This window comes from Pseudomonas sp. B6002, from assembly GCF_013385985.1.
Classification (GTDB): Bacteria; Pseudomonadota; Gammaproteobacteria; order Pseudomonadales; family Pseudomonadaceae; genus Aquipseudomonas.
The window spans coordinates 637,095-654,675 of the sequence record NZ_JACAOY010000006.1 but is presented as its reverse complement, the minus strand read 5'-3'; the positions used below and the strand labels follow the sequence as shown (position 1 = coordinate 654,675).

The following is a 17,581-nucleotide window of genomic DNA, read 5'->3' as shown; positions in this document are numbered from 1 at the left end:
CGCTGCTCCCTCAATGAAACGAATGAAATCGTCGTGCTGACGATACCCCGTCGCGGACGGTAGCATGGGCAAAGGGCCATTCCATGGCACTTCACAACATTTCACAACGGCTGGCCGATGTTCACGGCGTTTTCGGGTACTCATCATGACAGTTTTGCGACGTATCACACTGGCCGCACTGCTTGGCCTGGCCTGCCCGGTCATGGCCGCGAGCGACATCCAGGTCGGCTTTTCACCGGAAGGCACCGCCCGCCAATTGGTGCTCGACACCATTGGCAGTGCCCAGCACAGCCTCCAGATGCTCGCCTATTCCTTCCAGGCCACAGACATCACCCAGGCACTGGTGGAGGCCAAACAGCGCGGCGTGAACGTACGTGTGGTCATCGACAAAAAACGCAACCTGGGCAAGGCCAGCAAGAAAGCCATGGATTTTGTCAGCCGCAACGGCGTGGAACTGCGCACCAGCGACCATTTCCACCTGCAGCACGACAAGACCCTCATCGTCGACGGCGCCACGGTGCAGACCGGCTCGTTCAACTACGCCGCTTCGGCCGAAACGCTGAACTCGGAAAACGTGGTGGTCATCCGTAATCAGCCGGAGGTGGCGCGCCAGTACGTTGAGCACTGGCAGTCGCGGTGGGAGCTGGGTGTGCCGTATTCGGCACGCTAATGCGCTGGCCTTTATGGTTTGCGCAGGTACGCAAACATATGCGGCACGTAATCCGCTTTGCCCAGCGGCACGCCGTTGTGCCGCAGCAGGTTGTACGCGGTCATCAGGTGAAAATAGAACTGCGGCGTGGCCCAGTTGACCGCGTATTCGTTGCCGGTCATCTCGAAAGCAATGCCACCGGGCAGTTCAATGGTGATCACCTCGCCTGCGCGGCTTTCGATCAGGCTGCGATCGGCGCTGGCCAGGTGTTGCAGGGTCTGGTCGATCAGGGCGACGGCTCCACTCATGGACGCTGGGGTGTCCAACGGGGCTACCGCATGGCCGCTCAACCGGCCCACCGCTTCGTGGGCCTGGGTGCAGGCGTAGCGGACCTGGGTGGCCAGGGGATGCATGTCCGGTGCGAGACGTGCGTCCAGAAGGTTTTTCGCGTCGTAGCCCAGGGTCTCGGCGTGCGCTTGGCCTTTGGCGAGCAGCCCCTTGAGCGAGTTCAGCATGTTCGTAAAACAGGGAATGGTGTGGGTGTATGCCGACATGATGATTCCTTCGTAAGGGATACAAAAAGAGTGTGTATCAAGCGCCGTTGAGGCCTCGCTGCCTCACCAACCCTTCCAGCGTAAAGCGTGCCTGCATCAGCACCACGTCACGGACCTGCTCCATTTCTTTCTGACTGATTTCGGTCCACTTCAAGGCCGCGAGCAACTTGGGTTTCTGTAACCGGAACGCCAGGCCCTGGGTAAACAGCGCCATGGAATGAATCACCGTGCGATCGTCCTCGACCGCAAAACCGGCCAGGCGCGCGATGAGTTGGCGGATCACCCGCCCGATGCGCGCCTTGAAGCGTTCTTCAAAGGCCATCGTCGCGCTTTCCGGGCACAGGCCGGCTTGATGACGGTCCAGGAATGCGCGCCAGGCACTGGTCTGCGGGCTGTCCTGGATCGTCGACACCACCGTGCCCAGGATGCCCAGTGACGCATTGATCAGGACGGCATCGTCGGTTCCCGCATCGGCCAGCGCGTGCTCGGCGGCTTCCACGGAGGGTGCCATCTTGCGCCACAACAGTGCGATCAGGTGCTCGACGCACTCCAGATACACGCCCTCCTTACCATCGAAATAGTACTGGATCGCAGGCGCGTTGACCCCGGCCGCGCTGGCGATGTCACGGGTGGACGCGCCGTCGTAGCCACGCTCGCCAAATACCGCGACCGCCGCCTCGACAATCCGCGCACGGGTTTCTTCACCGCGCTGGTAGCCACCCTCGGCGGCCGGTTTATGTCGTGCCATGTGCAGCTCCCTTTAAAGACCGGACCAAAATATACCAGTTGACAAAATTTCGCGAAAAATAGAATTTATTCCACCTGTTATAAAACTGGAGTGACCTCGATGTCCGCTGCACCGCCCTCCCCTCAGGTCATTCCTGAAGACACCGTCAACGGCCAACGCGGCAAAGCCCGACGCATCCTGCTGACATTGGCCACCGTGGCCCTGCTGGTCGGCGTGGGCTGGGGCGCCTGGTGGTGGCTCAGCGGGCGCTTCATCGAAACCACCGACGACGCCTATTTGCAGGCAGACAGCATCAGCGTCGCGCCGAAGATCAATGGCTATGTCGCCGAAGTGTTGGTGGCCGATAACCAGAACGTGAAGCGCGGCGACGTGCTGGTGCGCCTGGATGCACGCAAATACCAGGCGGTGAGCGACGAAGCCACGGCCACCATCGCCGCACGCAACGCCGACTACGCCAAGGCCCAGGCCGACCTGGTGCAGCAGGACTCAACCATCGCCGAAGCCCGCGCCCAGCTGCAGGGCGCCGAGGCCGACGCACGGCACGCCCAGACCGAAGTCGCCCGCTACGCTCCGCTTGCCCGCTCCGGCGCCGAGCCGGAAGAGCGCCTGGCGCAGCTCAACAACCAATTGGCCCAGGCCCGCAGCACCGTCGCCGCCAAACAAGCGGCGTTGCGCTCCAGCCAAACCCGCTATGGCACGCTGGAGGCCCAACTCAAACAGGCCCAGGCGCAACTTGGCGTGGCCAAGGCCAGCGAAGCCCAGAGCCAACTGGACGTGGATGACGCCGTCATTCGCAGCCCGCTGGACGGCCGCGTGGCCGATCGCGGCGTGCGTGTCGGCCAGTACGTGCAGCCCGGCACGCGCTTGTTGACCGTGGTACCGATCAGCGCGATCTACCTGACCGCCAACTACAAGGAAACCCAGATCGGCGACATGCGCCCCGGGCAAAGCGTCACCGTGCACGTGGATGCGCTGCCGGGCCGCGACTTGCAGGGCCATATCGACAGCCTTTCACCGGGCACCGGCGCACAGTTCGCCTTGCTGCCACCGTCCAACGCCACCGGCAACTTCACCAAGATCGTCCAGCGCGTGCCGGTACGTATCGCCCTGGATGTGCCGGACGACGTGCGCGTCGCCCTGATGCCAGGCCTGTCGGCCACGGTGGAAGTCGACACCCGCACCCAAGGCGCGGACGCCCATCATGGCTGAAGCCGTGATGGCCACGGTGGCCGCCGAGAAACCGCGCAACGCCTCGTTGACCGACTGGATCGCCGTCGCCGCCGGTGCGCTCGGCGCGTTGCTGGCGACACTGGACGTGTCGATCACCAACTCGGCACTGCCGCAGATCCAGGGGCAAATTGGCGCCACGGGCACCGAAGGCACCTGGATAGCCACCGGCTACCTGATGTCGGAAATCGTCATGATCCCCCTCGCCGCCTGGCTCACCCGCGTGTTCGGCCTACGCCGCTTCCTGATCGGCACGGCGCTGATGTTCACCGCGTTCTCGATGTTCTGCGGCTTGTCTTCGAGCCTCGGCGCGATGATTGCCGGGCGGATCGGCCAGGGCTTTGCCGGGGGCGCGATGATCCCCACCGCACAAACCATCGTGCGCACGCGCCTGCCGCCACATCAACTGGCGATCGGCACCACGATGTTCGGCATGACCGTCATCCTCGGCCCGTTGCTGGGCCCGGTGATCGGTGGCTGGCTGACCGAAAACATCAACTGGCGCTGGTGTTTCTTTCTCAATCTGCCCATCAGCATTGCCCTGATCACCCTGCTGATCACCGGCCTGCCGACCGAGCGCATGAACCTGCAACGCTTTATCAGTGCCGACTGGCTGGGCATTCTCGGCCTGGCCATGGGCTTGAGTTCGCTGACTGTGGTGCTGGAAGAGGGTCAACGTGAACATTGGTTCGACTCAACACTGATCACCTGGCTGACCATCACCACCGTCACCGGCCTTTTCCTGATCGCCGTCGGGCAATTCCGCTCAAGTACGCCCATCCTGCGCCTGCAATTGCTGCTCAACAGAAGCTTTGGCAGCGTGCTGCTGATTGGCACCACCGTCGGCGCCGGGCTGTATGGCACGGCGTATCTGGTGCCGCAGTTCCTCGGAATCTTGTCGGGCTACAACGCGCAACAGTCCGGTTCGATCATGTTGCTGTCGGGCATTCCGGCGTTCCTGCTGATGCCGATTTTGCCGCGAATGCTCGGCCGTTATGACCTGCGCTGGATGGTCGGCACCGGCCTGCTGTTGTACTGGGCCAGTTGCTTCGTCGACACCCAGCTCACTGCCGACAGCGTCGGCCATGATTTTGTCTGGTCGCAATTGCTGCGCGGCTTCGGGCAGATCCTGGTGATGATGCCCCTCAGCCAACTGTCGATGCGCTCGGTCGACACCAAGGACGCCGGCGACGCGGCCGGGCTCTACAACATGTCACGCAACCTTGGCGGCACGATCGGGCTGGCGTTGCTCGGTGTGCTGATGGACCGCCGCAGCCACTTCCATGACGACCGCTTGCGCGAAGGCATCCTGGCCAACAGCCAACTGGCCCAGGACCACATGGCGAGCAACACCGCCAGCTACCTGGCCCAGAGTGGCGATGCCGCCACCTCGCAGTTGCAGGCATTCGCCCAGTTGGCCAATGACATTGCGCGACAGGCCTCGGTGATGGCCTACAACGACTCGTTCTACCTACTGGGACTCGCAATGCTGGCGTGCCTGCCCCTGATCTTCATTCTGAAAAAGCGCACGGTATAACCATGATTGCTCGTTCCTTTCCCCTGCTGCTGACCGTTGGTTTGTTGTCAGCCTGCACCGTCGGCCCGGACTACCAAGGGGCGCCCGCCGTCGCGCCAAAAACCCTGGCAGCCGGGCGCCTGCCCCATGCTGACAGGGCCGCGTCAAACGCACCGGCTGCTGCCCAGTGGTGGCGAACGCTGGGGGATGCCCAACTCGATGAACTGGTGGAACAGGCGCTGCACAACAGCCCCGATATCGCCACCGCACAAGCACGCTTGCGCCAATCCCGCGCCAGCCTCAGCGGCGCCCGCGCCAACGCGATGCCCAAAGTCACCGGCGACGCGGCGCTGCTCAAGCTGCGCTCCCCCGACACCTCCGCCCTGGGCGGCAGCAGCGGTGGCGGACGCGGCCCATTGAGCCTGTACCTCGCCGGTTTCGATGCCAGTTGGGAAGCCGACCTGTTCGGTGGCACCCGCCGTGCCGTCGAAGCCGCCGATGCCGAAGCCGACGCCTCGCAGGCACAACTGGCGGACGCCCAGGTGCAACTCGCCGCCGAAGTCGTGCAGGCTTATACCGACCTGCGCGACCAGCAAGCGCGACTGGCCCTGGTAGACGCCAGCGTCGACATCGAAAACCAGGCCCTGGACCTCACCCAGCAACGACGCGAGCGCGGCGTGGCCTCGCAGTTGCAACTGGAACAAGTGCTGACCCAAGCCGAAAACACCCGCGCCCAACGCCTGCCATTGCAAGCCTCCATCGTCGAGTCCCTCGACCAGTTGGGCCTGCTCTGCGGCCTGGAACCCGGCGAACTGGACAGCCGCCTCGCCACCGCCCGCGCCCTGCCCGCCATCCCCAACCAAGTGCCCGTGGCCGACCCCGCCGCCCTGCTCAAAGCCCGCCCCGACATCCGCGTAGCCGAGCGCAAGCTGGCCTCCAGCAACGCACAGATCGGCGAAAAAACTGCCGACTGGTTCCCCAAGCTCAGCCTGATGGGCGATCTGTCCTTCTCCGCGGGCGACCCGGGCCACCTCGCCCGCAAAGACAACGGCACCTGGCTGATCCTGCCACGCCTCACTTGGAACGCCCTCGACTTCGGCCGCGTCGCCGCCAGCGTCAAAGGCGCCGAAGCCGGACGTGACGAGGCACTCGCGAACTATAAGAGCGTGGTGCTCGGTGCACTGCGCGATGCGGACGTGGCGTTGGCTCGGTACGGGAATCAGCGGCAGAACGTGGTGCTGTTGCGCAATGTGGAGTCGTCGGCCGTGCGTGCGGCGGACCTGACGCGGCAACGCTACCGCGCGGGCACGGCGAGCACGTTGGATTGGCTGGATGCGGAGCGCACGCGGTATCAGGCGCAGGAGAGCCGGATTTCGGGGGATGCGGAATTGTTGAAGGATTTTGCGTCGTTGCATAAGGCGCTGGGGTTGGGGTGGGTGTTGTGACTATCGGCGCCGGTCCGCAATTGAACTAACATGAGCCTTCACTCATGCAGCTCGCCGAGTTACCGCCAATGAGAGACCTACCCCCTACTGCCGCGTTGCGTGCTTTCGAAGTGGCCACACGGCATGCAACGTTTACGTCGGCCTCTGAAGAATTGCACGTCACCCAAAGTGCCGTCAGCCATCAGTTGAAACATCTGGAAGACATCTGGGGCCTGCAGCTGTTCCAGCGAGGAAAGTCTTTGCGGCTGACGCCCCAAGGCGCTGCACTTGCGCCGATCGTGCGCGAGTTTTTCATGAAACTTGAGGCCACGCTGTCTGACCTTCGGGAACAAAAAGGCCGGGTGCGTCTCAAGGTGAGTACCACCTACTCGTTTGCACTCAAGTGGCTGCTACCGCGATTGCCGAGCCTGTCGCAGCAGCATCCGGACATCCTGATCACGCTGGAAACCAGTGATAAAGCCATCCACTTTTCAAGCGATGAATCGGACGTCGCGATCCGCCTGGGCAACGGCAATTACCCGGGCCTGCATTCGGAATTTTTGCTCCGGGAACAGATCTTCCCCGTGGCCAGCCCTGAGCTGCTCAACCGGTTTGGCACCCCGCACGACCCCGCCGAATTATTGCGCTACCCACTGCTGACGCGCGACGGCGCCGACCTTGTGCCGAAATGGGAAGCATGGTTTCAGCACGTGGGCGTGGGTATTTCTGCACTCAATGAGAGCGTTCGGTTTGCAGACACCAATATGACGATCGAAGCGGCGCTGTTGGGCCAGGGTGTTGCATTGGCCCGCAGCGGCCACGTCGAAGCGCAGGTCAGTGATGGCCGCCTGGTGCGGCTGTTCAACGAACCGTTCGCCTCTCCGGTCGCCTACTACTTTGTCTGCCCGAAAGGCATTGAAACCCAGCCACACGTCATCAGCTTCCGTGAATGGCTCCTGGCTGAATCCAGCCAAGCCCAGCAGCGTTACCTCTAAAGCATGAGGATTTACTCATAGCGCAATGAAAGGACTTCGCTTTAGTCGGGTGCGCCTGTTGCCTAGGATGGCGCATGCCTTATCACATCATATTACTCATCCTCTTTGCCGCACTGCTGCACGCTAGCTGGAACGCGCTGTTGCGAGGCGGTGCCGACCGGCTGTGGTCGATGACCATCATGTGCGTGGCGGTTGCCATCACCAGCGCTGTTATCGCCGCATTCTTGAAAGCGCCCGCCCCCGCGAGTTGGTTTTACGCCGTGCTGTCCGCGGTCTTGCATGTGGGCTACAACCTGTTCCTGGTGCGCAGCTATAAAGTGGGTGACCTCGGGCAAACCTACCCCATCTCCCGTGGTTCCTCGCCCATCCTGATTACCCTCGCCGCGTCGGTGTTCGCCGGGGAGACCGTGACGGCGAGCGCGATGCTCGGCATTGCGCTGGTATCGGGTGGGATCATTTCCCTGGCGCTTCATAAGCGCCGCTTTGCGGTTCCCAGCCTGCCGTACGCGTTGGGGACCGGCGTTTTCATTGCAGCCTACAGCGTCACTGACGGCATCGGCGCACGACTTTCCGGTGCCCCGCTGGCCTACACGGTCTGGATGTGCGCCCTGTGGGGCGTGCTGATGCCATTGGTTTATATAGGCCTGCGCGGCGCACGGGACTTGTTCAGCCTGCGCCCGGGTTTCTCGACAGCACTCTCGGGCGGGCTGGTCTCGCTGTTGGCATACGCAATCATTATCTACGCCATGTACTATGCGCCCATGGGCGCGGTGTCTGCATTGCGCGAAACCAGCGTCTTGTTTGCAGCGTTGATTGGCTATTTTTTTCTCGGTGAGGCCCTCACCCCGCGCAAGTTTCTGGCGTGTGCGGTGATTGTGACGGGCACCCTCCTGATCGGCTGAAGCCGCCTGTTTCTGTCATGCCTAGAGGTTCGCGAAATGAATACACACACTCATACCCCTGTCATCCTCATTACCGGTGGTAGTCGCGGTGTAGGTGCAGCCACTGCACGACTTGCGGCCTCACGCGGATACGATGTGGCGATCAGTTTTGTTCGCGACGAATCCGCCGCACGCTCGGTGGTCACTGATGTGCAAGCGCTCGGACGCCGCGCATTGGCGATACGCGCCGACAATGCAGACCCGCAACAGATTGCTGATTTATTCGCCGCCATCGACCGTGAATTCGGGCGCCTCGATGTACTGGTCAATAACGCTGCCATGCTGGCGCCGCAATCGCGCCTGGAAGACCTCGACTTCACGCGGATGCAGCGCCTGTTTACCGTCAACGCTATCGGGCCAATCCTGTGTGCGCAGCAGGCAATCAAGCGCATGGCCTATCGACACAACGGGCCTGGCGGCGTGGTAATCAACATTTCTTCAGCATCGGCCCGGCTGGGCAGCCCGAACGAATATGTTGACTACGCAGCCTCTAAAGGCGCTGTTGAAACCTTTACCATCGGCTTCGCCAAAGAAGTCGCGCGCGACGGCATCCGCGTCAACTGCATCCGTCCCGGTCACATCTACACCGACATGCACGCCAGCGGTGGCGAGCCTGGGCGTGTAGACCGGGTTAAAGACTCGATCCCCATGGGGCGCGGCGGCCAGCCTGAGGAAGTGGCTCGAGCGGTCTTGTGGCTGGCCAGTGCCGAGGCTTCATTTATTACCGGGACGTTTCTTGATGTGACTGGGGGGAAGTAGATTGAGAGCGTGCGCGCTCAGCGATATCTCAAGATCATCTGCTACTGTTTTGACATCTGTTGAACACCCGTAAACTCACCTCTAACAAATGGACTTGTCTGAATGAGCGAATTTAGGTTTAAAAACGATCTCAGCAATCTCATGCGTGATTGTGACCTGCAGCAGCTTCTGGATTTCATTGGGCATGACTACGACTTTGAAGCTGATCCCCACAGCGTGCTCGACATAGCTGCCCATTACCGCAGAGAAGAAATACTCCTGCATGCGCTCGACCATGGAGCAAACCCCAACGGTAGTGGCGAGTACTCAACGCCGCTGGCGTCGGTCTGCGCAAGCGGCGACTTAAAGCTTGCGAAGTTGCTGCTCAAACGCGGAGCAGAGGTCGACCTGAAAGATAAGTTCGGCCGTACAGCAATGATATCGGCGGTTTACAACGGGACAATTGCTACAGTCGAGTTGCTATTGGGTGCAGGTGCGAGTCTGGACGGGGCGATGGAGGCGGCTGTTGACAGGCTGCGTATTGCCTTCGTGAAATTTCTGATCGAAGTCGGCGCCCCCATTGACCAGGTCGATAGAAACGGGCTGACGCCTTTGCTCCGCGCGTGCAGCGCAGGAAAGAAAAAGGGCAGTGAGATCGCACTGTTGCTTCTGCAGGCGGGCGCGGATGCCACCTATGTTCGCGAGGAAGATGGCATGTCTGCGATCAAGCTCGGCTATTCGGGTTACGGGGAGTGCTCCGCGCAAGTCTTCGCAGAATTGAGGGCTCGAGGGGCTCCGGAGCCTGAGTGGGGCTCTCAGATTGTGCAGTTGAGGTGAGCTTCTAGCGTCATGGGAGGCGTCGGACTTAAGCGAGTCATAAAAATTCTCGGTACCGGCGGTTTAATGAAGGCGCTGTCGGCCTGAAGAGGTCGGTATTTTGGTCGCTCAGTGGCGCTATGGGCTCCGAGGCCCTCGTGATGATCCAAAGGACTTGTTCTGAGCAATTACTTGGCTAACAACCTTCAGCGCTGCCCGCCGACAGTGCTTTACGCCTGCGCAGCAATACTGGCTTTGCTTTGGAACATGGCGGTGTCGGCCTTGAAAATCAGATCGTCCAGACCTTCACCATCTTCCGGATACCACGCCACCCCTAGGCTGGCGCTGACCTTGAGCTGGCTGTTTTTCCATGGGATGGGCAGGTTGATGGCCTTGCAGATTTCATGGGTGATGCGCTGGATATCGCCTCTGTGATGCGCGCCGTCGAGCAGCACTACGAATTCGTCACCGCCCATGCGCGCGGCTATTTCGAACTCGCGAATATTGGATTTGATGGCCGTGGCTACATGGATCAGGATGGCATCGCCTGCCTGGTGGCCAAAACGATCATTGATCTGCTTGAAGTGATTTAAGTCGATATAGCACAGGGCCAGATGTTCTCCACGGCTCGTTGCAGCCAATAGCTTCTGACTCGCAGAGGGAATAAAACTATTGCGATTGGGTAAGCCAGTCAGGCTGTCATAGAAGGCCAGCTTGTGTACTTCCTCTTCGGCCAGTTTGCGCAACTTGATCTCGTTGCGCAGATGGCGCTGGGCATTCAACAGAACCAGAGCGAACATCAGGACAAGCACACTGCCGATACTGATCAGCACAATGGTCTTGCGCAGCCGCTCGACGAGTTGTGGCGGGTTTGGATCGTAAATGAAGTTTTCCAGACCGGCGATATTGTCGACCATACCCAGTTCGAGAAAGGTTTCAGCCATTCGCTGCCAACGCCCTGGGTTCATATGACCGATCTCTATCAGGTCAGATACCACCAGCGGGCGCATGGCCTCAGCTTCGAATTGCAAGTGCGCACGACTTTTCTTCACCGAATACTGATTGAGCAGCAGGTCTATGATTTGCTCGGGGTTATCCATCGCGTAACGCCAGCCGCGCAAGGTAGCGCGGCGGAAGGCCTCGACCCGCTGTGGATTTTCGTCAATCTCGGCCTGGCTGGTGAACAGGATGTCGCTGTAGAAGTCGATCCCATAGGTGACGGGCGAGATGATGTTGTAATCCACGCCCCGTTCTTGCAGGTAGAAGGGCTCGTTGGTCAGGTACGAGTTGAACGCCGCGACCTTACCGCTGGCTAGATCCCCAATTTGAAAGCTGCTGGGTAGAAGTTGCAGTTTTTCGAGGGGTATACCCTCGCTACGGAACATCGCCAGAAAATCAGCATCGGTCTGTGCATCCATCAACATCAGCGGCTTGCTGATCAGGTCGTGCACAGTGCGAATACCTTGGTCTTTGCGAGCCACGAGCACGGAAGGCGAATGCTGAAAAATCACCGCCAGCGCGACCAAGGGCTTTCCATGCAGGCGTGCGTAGAGCAATTCACTATTGGCTTCGCCGTATTGGGCACGCCCAGAGAGCACTTCTTCTACTGGTGTGACATGGGGGCCACCCTCGTGCAAGCGCACGTCCAGTCCTTCTTCGCGGTAATAGCCCTTGTCGATTGCGGCATAGTACCCCGCGAACTGGAACTGATGTTTCCAACGCAGCTGTACATCAATCACCTGTTTGGCGCCATTCTGGCGAGGGCCAGGATCAGCCCACGCAGATTGATCCCAAAGCAGCACTAAACACAGCAGCCGGCGCAGCTGAACCAGGAGAAGTCTCTTCGGTGGGCCTAGCGTGTTAGAACAGCAACAGAGGCTGGGCATGATGATAGTCCGGGAATCGCGCTAATCGTTGAGTGTACAAGGCGTGGCGCATTATTCTGACATCACTCATGCAGGGCAGCAAACGCGCGCCACTTTACCCAAAGCGGCCGTAATCAGCGCTTGAGGCGTGGTTGGTGTTTGCTTCAGAGGTCAGTGATTCACGTGGTGCCCATTTGCGTGAAACGGGGACAGATTCGTTAACCCCGTTTGTAACGCCCGCTTCTCGCCGCTAATTGCGGAAGCGATGACCAAACCGCAGACAATAAAAAACCCCGTAGACGTTAATCTACGGGGTTTTTAAGAGTGGAGGCCGAGGTCGGAATCGAACCGGCGTAGGCGGATTTGCAATCCGCTGCATAACCATTTTGCTACTCGGCCTCAAACGATCAATGCCCCTATTACTGGCACTCACCGCATAAAAACTTGAGTGGGCTATAAAACCCTGCCTCTACTCTAACTCATTGAATACATTGAAGTTTTTAATGCTTCGTTGCGTTCGATGGGCGCCATTATGTACGTATTTGCCAATGCGTGCAACCCCTTGATTTCAAAAATATTTCGTAGGGACATCAAGGAGTTGCGTGGCCGCCCTACTCCTTGATGACCTGCTCCTGATACTGCGGGTCGGCCTTGATCTGGGCCTCGGTAAATGGCAGTGGGCGCAGTTTTTTCTCGGAGAACGCCTGGGTTTGATCCTTCGCGTATTTCGACGCGGGGTCGCTGGACAGTGAGAACGCCAGTACGCCCAGGGCATTCGGGCCTTTGTCGTCGAAGGTGACGATTTGCAGGTAGCTGCTGCCGCTGACCACTTCACGCTTGCCGTCGGCGCGAGGCACGGTTTGCATGGCGTTGTAGATGCCCAGTTCTTGCGGGCCGCCGTGGATGGGCGTTTGGCCGCTGACCTGCACGTCGCCCCAGCGGCTGTTGGCGGTGAGGCCGTTTTCGGCCACTTCGGCGGTCGAGGCCCGCATGGCTTCACGCAAGGCGTTGGCCACAACTGGGCGGTCGATGGCCAGGCCGCGTGGCGTGGTCAGCGGTTGGGCCGGGTCGAAGGCTACGCGCCAGGCATCGGGGATTTGCTGCAGGTGCTGTACCAGGTTGATGAAGTGCACCAGGCCCAGGCCGCTGTCGAGGTTGGCGCGCTGGTCCCAGTCCTTGAGGCTGGTGCACAGCGGTTGCAGGGCCACCGCATCCGCGCCCAGGTGTTTGGCGCAGAACGCGAGCAGGTCAGGCATGACCTGGCTGGCGAGGTACACCTCGTTGTCCATCACCATGTGTTGCAGCGCGGCCACGGTGATGGGCTGCGATTCCAGGGATTGCAGGCGTTGCACGGCGAAACGGGCACGCAGGCCGAGGCCGATGTGGTCCTGGCTGATCACCGGCGAAAACCCGGTGAGCGGCGCCTTGGGGTTGGCCAGCCACGCCGAGTCATTGGAGTGCTGCACGTAGTCGGTGCGCTCCAGTTGCGGCAGCTGGTCAGCCGGGAAGATACCGGGCTGGGCCGCACGCGGGTCCACATCCCAGGCGCAGGCGCTGTGGGCGCCGTCGAGCAGGATCAATTGCAGGCCGGCACGCGGATCACTGCACTGCGCCAACTTGGCGGCGCTGACGTTGGGCACCACCGACAGGTTCATGTACAGGCTCTGGCCCTGGTCATCAGCCGCCAGGGTGTTGACCCACGGGATGCCTTGCAGGGTGTGCACCGAGGTTTGCAGTTCCTTGAGGCTGGTCGCGCGGTTCATGGCGTACCACTGTTGCAGCACGCGGTCATTGCCGAGGTTGGCGTCGCGCAGGCTGAACGCGTAGTGGTTGTCCCAATCGAGCTTGCCCGGCCATTGCACCACCGGGCCGAACTGCGAGCTGTAGACCGTATGGGCTTGCGCCTTGAGGCTGCCGTCGGGCTGCTTGACCTGCACGGTGACCGGGGTTTTATCCAGCGGGATGGATTTGCCGTCCAGCAGGTAGCGGGTGGAATCCTTGGGGTCGAGGGTCAAGCGGTACAGGGTGAAGTGCTTGGAAGTGTCGACGGTATGCGTCCACGCCACGTGCTGGTTGAAGCCGATATTGATCACCGGCAAACCTGGCAACGCGGCGCCCATGACATCCAGTTGGCCCGGGATGGTCAGGTGCATTTCATAAAAGCGCATGCCGCCCACCCAAGGGAAATGCGGGTTGGCCAGCAGCATGCCCCGGCCATTGAAGGAACGGTCTCGGCCAACCGCAACCGCGTTACTGCCACGGTCGAGGGTAAAACGCTGCTGATTGGCAGCGGCCAGTGCGATGGCTTTGCCGTCGACTGTCACGCCGGCAGTCGCCTGGGGTGGCGTCGCGCCCACCAGGGCCTCGGCGAACTGCCCGACACCGCCTTCCACCAGCAGCCGACGGGTCAGTTTCACCAGGTCTTCAACAGCCAGTGGCCGCACCCATTCCGCCTGGCACTGCACCAGCGCGCCCTGCTCTTTCAAGTAACGGTTGTAACCGGCGACGTAGCCTTGCATGCGCTGTTGCATCTGCGGGGTTTGCGCGTTCCAGAACGTGGCCACCGCCTGCGGTGTATTGAGCCAAGTGAAAAATACATCGCTGGCGAGGTTGTTGCGCTCCTCCAGGGTCGCCTGATCCGGGCCGAAGTAACGGGCGCGCTCACCGTTCACCGTGACCACTTCATTGGCCAGCAGGCACAGGTTGTCCTGGGCATACGCATACCCGATGCCGTAGCCCAGGCCACGTTCATCGTTGGCGCGAATGTGCGGCACGCCGAATGTGGTGCGACGGATATCCGCCGATGCCTGTACCACCGGCTCGCGTGCCGACGCAGCGAAGCTCAACCCCAGCAACACCCCTGCCATGCACGCCCTGGACAACCCATTGGAAATAATCACGCCGACTCCACCGTCAAATTGAACACCCTCACGAGGGGTAACTACCCCACCGTAAGGACGCAATGAGTCGGGAATAATTTAGCGGGCGGGCATGTTTATTTAGGGCAACCACAAGGTGACAAACCGGATACCGACAAAATTTCTACATCCGGGACTTCATGATTTCTGTCGCTCATACGTCTTACTTAATAAGAGCGCCATCATTTTCCTGATCAGGCTCTGATAAGGAGTTTTTTGCATGTACAACTCGCAACTGCCCACGGACGGACATTCACCGACTGCCGATGCCAACTTTGGCAACGGCACACATGCGTTCGGCAAAGCGCCCGAACAGCAAGGCAACCAGCGGATTCGCCATTTGCTCAAGTGTTTCGGTTTGCGCACCAGCCTGATTCGGCTGAAGGTTATCGACGCCCTGCTCACCGCCGCCGACAACCAGCGCACCCTGGGGGTGCGCGGCGTGCACAGCCATTTGCTGGAACTGGGCATTCCGTTGTCGTTTCTCAGCGTGCGCGAAGTGCTCAAGCGCCTGTGCAGCGAAGGCGTGATCACCCTCAATGCCGATAAAAGCTACAGCCTCCATGAAGAGGCTGCCAAAGTACTGGAAGGTCGCGCCTGAATCAGAAATGCGGCTTGACCTTGCGGCGCATGATGCCGTTGATCACCACCACGATCACCGCCACGGCAATGGCGATGTACTGGAAGGTTTTCTCGCTGATCACGCCGGTGTTCTGCAGGTAGGACAGGCCAAACATGATCGCCAGTACCGACAGGGCAATCAGAATCGAATATTTCAAACGCTGCTTTTGAGTCATGACGGGTTCCTGAACCTGATAGATGTATCCACTTTGTATCGCCGAACATGCCAAGCACATACCCGGTTACGGGGATGGACGGGGGTCGGCAGGGTCCTATGTTACAGGCGATGTAAAACTTTGGCTTGTTCCAAGCCTGATTGAGCTTGCCTGACTGACCTTGTGTGTACCCTTGAGGATTTTCAAATGTTGCGTCGAATCACACTGCTGATTCCATTGCTGATCATGCTGAGCATGAGCGGCTGCTTCTTCTTCCCGCATGGCGGCGGTGGCGGCTGGCATGACCACCGTTACGATGACGGCGGTCACGGTTACGAACGTCGCTGATCCACTGACAGCGATTTAGCGTCGCAACCCAGTGCCGGGCTGAGCGCATAGCTCCACCAACCAATCCACGAACACCCTGACCCGCTGTGACAATTGCCGATGCGGCGGGTACAGGGCGGTGAGTGCCATCTTCGGCACCGGCAACTGGGGTAGCACCGCCACCAATGTGCCAGCCGCCAATTGCCGCATCGCGTGATAATGCGGCGCCTGGATCAGGCCGAACCCGGCCTCGCAGGCACAGAAGTAGCCGTCAGAGCTGTTCACCGCCACCTGCTTGGCCAAATTGACCTCGCGTAATTCAGCACCCACCTGAAACTCCAGGCCAAAACGTTTGCCACTGGCGCTGGAGACGTACTCGACCATCTGGTGCCCGGCCAATGCTTCCAGTGTCTCGGGCACGCCAAAACGCTCAAGGTAGCCAGGACTGGCCAGGGTCAACTGGTCCATCATCGCCAAGGGCCGCGCCACCAGCGACTCATCCAGGGCCAAGCCTCCGCGCAGCACGCAATCGACGCCTTCACGGATCAAGTCCACGGGGCGGTCGTTGAGGCCGATTTCCAGCTCGATCTGCGGGTAGCGCGCCGTAAACATCGGCAATGCCGGAATCACGATCAGCCGCCCAATCCCCGATGGCATATCAATACTCAGGGTACCCCGTGGGTTCTGGCGATGGGTGGAAAATACCGCCTCGGTTTCTTCCAGGTCCGTCAGCAATTGCACGCAGCGCTGGTAGTAAGCGGCGCCATCCGGCGTAGGACTGACCTGGCGCGTGGTGCGTTGCAGCAATTGCACGCCCAAGTGCGCTTCCAACTGCTTGATCAGGATGGTCACCGAGGCACGCGGCAACTGCAGGCTGTCGGCCGCCTTGGCAAACCCGCCCAACTCGACAATTCGGGTAAACACACGCATGGCGTTGAATCGGTCCAAAGGCAGGCTCCCGGGGCGATTATTTAGAAATTACAAACAGTGATAGTGCTTTTAGCCGGTTTATCGCAGTTTTGTCGAGGATGACAATGGGCGCCTACTCACCCAGGAGCTGTACCCATGCACACTCGTCAACTCGGAACAAACGGTCCCCACGTCAGCGCCATCGGCCTCGGCTGCATGGGCATGACCGACTTCTACACCACCGGCGCCGACACCCAAGAGGCCACCGCCACCCTGCACCGCGCGCTGGAACTGGGGGTCAATTTTCTCGATACCGCCGACATCTACGGCCCCCACACCAACGAGCAACTGATCGGCCAGGCCATCGCCGGAAAGCGTGACCAGGTGTTCCTGGCCAGCAAGTTCGGCATCGTGCGCGACCCGGCCAACCCGGCACTGCGCGGCGTGAATGGCCGACCCGAGTACATCCGCACTGCAATCGACGGCACCCTGCGCCGCCTTGGCATCGAGACGCTCGACCTTTATTACCAGCACCGTATCGACCCGGAAGTAGCCATCGAAGAAACCGTCGGCGCCATGGCCGACCTGGTGAAACAAGGCAAAGTGCGCTACCTGGGCCTGAGCGAAGCGTCCGCCGCCACTCTGGAGCGAGCGCATAAAGTGCACCCCATCAGCGCCCTGCAAAGCGAGTTCTCGCTGTGGAGCCGCGACCAGCAGGAAAACGGCTGCCTCGCCGCCTGCCAACGCCTGGGCATCGCCTTTGTGCCCTACAGCCCACTTGGCCGGGGCTTCCTGACCGGCGCCCTGAAAAGCCCGGACGACTTTGCCGCCGATGACTACCGCCGCCTCAGCCCGCGCTTCCAGGGCGAGAACTTTGCAAAGAACCTGCTGCTGGTGAAACAGGTGCAGGCACTGGCCGCCGATAAAGGCGTGACAGCCGGGCAACTCGCGTTGGCGTGGGTGCTGGCCCAGGGCGAATTCATCCTTCCGATCCCCGGGACCAAGCAACGCAAATACCTGGAAGAAAACGTGGCCGCCGTGTCCATCCGCCTCAACCCGGCTGAGTTGGCGGCGCTCGAAACGATCTTCCCCGCCAACGCTACCGCCGGCCTGCGCTACCCCGAAGCGGTCATGGCGATGCTGGATATCTGACCCGTGGGGCGCCGGCCAACGGCGCC

At 60.6% G+C, this 17,581-nt stretch carries 17 protein-coding genes and 1 tRNA gene; 11 read left to right on the top strand and 7 right to left on the bottom strand.

The genetic code is table 11. From position 1 onward, the window contains the following. The first annotated feature begins 145 nt into the window (after positions 1–145). The gene (locus tag HX792_RS10225; RefSeq protein WP_176995964.1) at positions 146–670 is read left to right on the top strand and encodes a phospholipase D family protein; all 525 of its coding nucleotides are present in this window, start codon (positions 146–148) and stop codon (positions 668–670) included. Between the two features lie 11 nt (positions 671–681). Here HX792_RS10225 and HX792_RS10220 read toward each other — a convergent pair whose 3' ends face one another. Together HX792_RS10220 and HX792_RS10215 are read right to left on the bottom strand one after the other, a co-directional pair. Beyond that, on the bottom strand, positions 682–1,203 hold the full coding sequence (locus tag HX792_RS10220; RefSeq protein ID WP_176995963.1) for a DUF1993 family protein: 522 nt from the start codon (positions 1,201–1,203) through the stop codon (positions 682–684). A 37-nt stretch (positions 1,204–1,240) separates the two neighbouring features. Further along, positions 1,241–1,951, bottom strand: coding sequence for a CerR family C-terminal domain-containing protein (locus tag HX792_RS10215; RefSeq protein WP_176995962.1), 711 nt, complete (start codon positions 1,949–1,951; stop codon positions 1,241–1,243). A 99-nt stretch (positions 1,952–2,050) separates the two neighbouring features. Between HX792_RS10215 and HX792_RS10210 the strand changes: the two genes are divergently transcribed. From HX792_RS10210 to HX792_RS10180, 7 genes are all read left to right on the top strand, one after another. Continuing rightward, on the top strand, positions 2,051–3,160 hold the full coding sequence (locus HX792_RS10210) for an HlyD family secretion protein (protein WP_176995961.1): 1,110 nt from the start codon (positions 2,051–2,053) through the stop codon (positions 3,158–3,160). Further along, positions 3,153–4,715 carry an MDR family MFS transporter gene (locus HX792_RS10205; protein ID WP_176995960.1) on the top strand — a complete coding sequence of 521 codons (1,563 nt, stop codon included), beginning with the start codon at positions 3,153–3,155 and terminating at the stop codon, positions 4,713–4,715. The genes HX792_RS10210 and HX792_RS10205 overlap by 8 nt, the downstream gene beginning before the upstream one ends. A 2-nt stretch (positions 4,716–4,717) precedes the next feature. Further along, the gene (locus tag HX792_RS10200; protein WP_176995959.1) at positions 4,718–6,139 is read left to right on the top strand and encodes an efflux transporter outer membrane subunit; all 1,422 of its coding nucleotides are present in this window, start codon (positions 4,718–4,720) and stop codon (positions 6,137–6,139) included. A 68-nt stretch (positions 6,140–6,207) separates the two neighbouring features. After that, on the top strand, positions 6,208–7,113 hold the full coding sequence (gene gcvA / locus HX792_RS10195; protein WP_176996177.1) for a transcriptional regulator GcvA: 906 nt from the start codon (positions 6,208–6,210) through the stop codon (positions 7,111–7,113). A 74-nt stretch (positions 7,114–7,187) separates the two neighbouring features. Further along, the gene (locus HX792_RS10190) at positions 7,188–8,015 is read left to right on the top strand and encodes a DMT family transporter (protein ID WP_176995958.1); all 828 of its coding nucleotides are present in this window, start codon (positions 7,188–7,190) and stop codon (positions 8,013–8,015) included. A gap of 36 nt (positions 8,016–8,051) precedes the next feature. Then, on the top strand, positions 8,052–8,813 hold the full coding sequence (locus HX792_RS10185; RefSeq protein ID WP_176995957.1) for an SDR family oxidoreductase: 762 nt from the start codon (positions 8,052–8,054) through the stop codon (positions 8,811–8,813). A gap of 102 nt (positions 8,814–8,915) precedes the next feature. After that, entirely contained in the window at positions 8,916–9,629 is a 714-nt protein-coding gene (locus HX792_RS10180) for an ankyrin repeat domain-containing protein (RefSeq protein WP_176995956.1), read from the top strand. A 209-nt stretch (positions 9,630–9,838) separates the two neighbouring features. On the opposite strand, the gene HX792_RS10175 is transcribed toward HX792_RS10180, so the two are convergent. The 3 genes from HX792_RS10175 to HX792_RS10165 form a co-directional block, all read right to left on the bottom strand. After that, complete coding sequence (locus tag HX792_RS10175) at positions 9,839–11,347, bottom strand: ABC transporter substrate-binding protein (RefSeq protein ID WP_371319339.1); 1,509 nt, start codon at positions 11,345–11,347, stop codon at positions 9,839–9,841. 451 nt (positions 11,348–11,798) lie between these two features. Next, positions 11,799–11,872, bottom strand: a tRNA-Cys gene (locus tag HX792_RS10170). A 212-nt stretch (positions 11,873–12,084) separates the two neighbouring features. After that, positions 12,085–14,373, bottom strand: coding sequence for an acylase (locus HX792_RS10165; protein WP_176995954.1), 2,289 nt, complete (start codon positions 14,371–14,373; stop codon positions 12,085–12,087). 238 nt (positions 14,374–14,611) lie between these two features. Here HX792_RS10165 and HX792_RS10160 point away from each other — a divergent pair, with 238 nt between their 5' ends. Continuing rightward, entirely contained in the window at positions 14,612–14,992 is a 381-nt protein-coding gene (locus HX792_RS10160) for a fe2+ zn2+ uptake regulation protein (RefSeq protein WP_176995953.1), read from the top strand. A gap of 1 nt (position 14,993) precedes the next feature. On the opposite strand, the gene HX792_RS10155 is transcribed toward HX792_RS10160, so the two are convergent. Continuing rightward, on the bottom strand, positions 14,994–15,188 hold the full coding sequence (locus HX792_RS10155) for a hypothetical protein (RefSeq protein WP_176995952.1): 195 nt from the start codon (positions 15,186–15,188) through the stop codon (positions 14,994–14,996). Positions 15,189–15,374: 186 nt separating this feature from the next. Here HX792_RS10155 and HX792_RS10150 point away from each other — a divergent pair, with 186 nt between their 5' ends. After that, positions 15,375–15,515 carry a hypothetical protein gene (locus HX792_RS10150; RefSeq protein ID WP_176995951.1) on the top strand — a complete coding sequence of 47 codons (141 nt, stop codon included), beginning with the start codon at positions 15,375–15,377 and terminating at the stop codon, positions 15,513–15,515. A 15-nt stretch (positions 15,516–15,530) separates the two neighbouring features. On the opposite strand, the gene HX792_RS10145 is transcribed toward HX792_RS10150, so the two are convergent. Next, complete coding sequence (locus HX792_RS10145; protein WP_176995950.1) at positions 15,531–16,442, bottom strand: LysR family transcriptional regulator; 912 nt, start codon at positions 16,440–16,442, stop codon at positions 15,531–15,533. 117 nt (positions 16,443–16,559) lie between these two features. On the opposite strand from HX792_RS10145, the gene HX792_RS10140 reads away from it, so the two are divergent. Next, positions 16,560–17,555, top strand: coding sequence for an aldo/keto reductase (locus HX792_RS10140; protein WP_176995949.1), 996 nt, complete (start codon positions 16,560–16,562; stop codon positions 17,553–17,555). Positions 17,556–17,581: the final 26 nt, after the last annotated feature.